Origin of the sequence: Streptococcus suis, from assembly GCF_016743335.1 — a bacterium.
Classification (GTDB): Bacteria; Bacillota; Bacilli; order Lactobacillales; family Streptococcaceae; genus Streptococcus; species Streptococcus suis_Y.
In genome coordinates, this window is record NZ_WCJE01000099.1 from 1 (window position 1) to 810 (window position 810).

The 810-nt window shown below is 34.8% G+C and carries 1 protein-coding gene; it reads left to right on the top strand.

Translation table 11 applies throughout. The annotated features are described in order from the left end of the window. Positions 1-534 (top strand): CatB-related O-acetyltransferase (locus tag F9856_RS11985; RefSeq protein WP_236659627.1); only part of this gene is annotated, 534 nt, incomplete at its 5' end. Positions 535-810: the final 276 nt, after the last annotated feature.

Below are 810 nucleotides of genomic sequence, written 5' to 3' on the forward strand. Positions count from 1 at the left end.
AATATTCATGAGGACTTTGAACGTGACTATGTTCTATATAACAAAGAAGGGCGATCAAATTTAATCATTGGAAATTTTACTAGTATTGCAAACGGAGTAGAATTTATTATGCCTTCAGCAAATCACTCTATGACATCCTTTTCAACCTATCCATTTATGTTAGTTAAAAATGAATGGGCTGATAAAACTAGTATGACTGTACAGGATATGCCACAAAAAGGAGATACTATCGTCGGTCATGATGTTTGGATTGGTCGAAATGCAACGATTTTACCTGGAGTGACTATCGGAAATGGTGCAGTTATTGGCAGTAATGCAGTTGTTTCAAAAGCTGTCCCAGACTATGCTATTGTTGCGGGCAATCCTGCACGAATTATACGTTATCGGTTTTCTACTGAAATGATTACATTTCTAAACGAACTAGAATGGTGGCACTTTTCTGATGCTCAATTAGACCAGGCAGTCCCTTATCTGACAAATTTAAACCTAGAAAAATCAAAACAAGCCTTACTAAACATTAAAAATAGTCAATAATTTCTGTAGTAGAAATGATAAAAACAGTAACCGACACTTTTGCATCATCTTGTCGTTCTAATCTATTATTTAAAGAATTATACTATACATATCAAATAAAGAAAGCGAGTTTATCTCATGTTATCTATTGTTTTATCTGGCCTTTTCGGTCTTATCATTTCATCTGCTATTACCTTTGTTGCTTCAAAACTCAGCGATAAGGTAACCTTGGCACATTGGATTGTTAATCTTCTCCTTGGAGTTTTAGGAGCAATTGCAGCAAACTACCTACTTGGT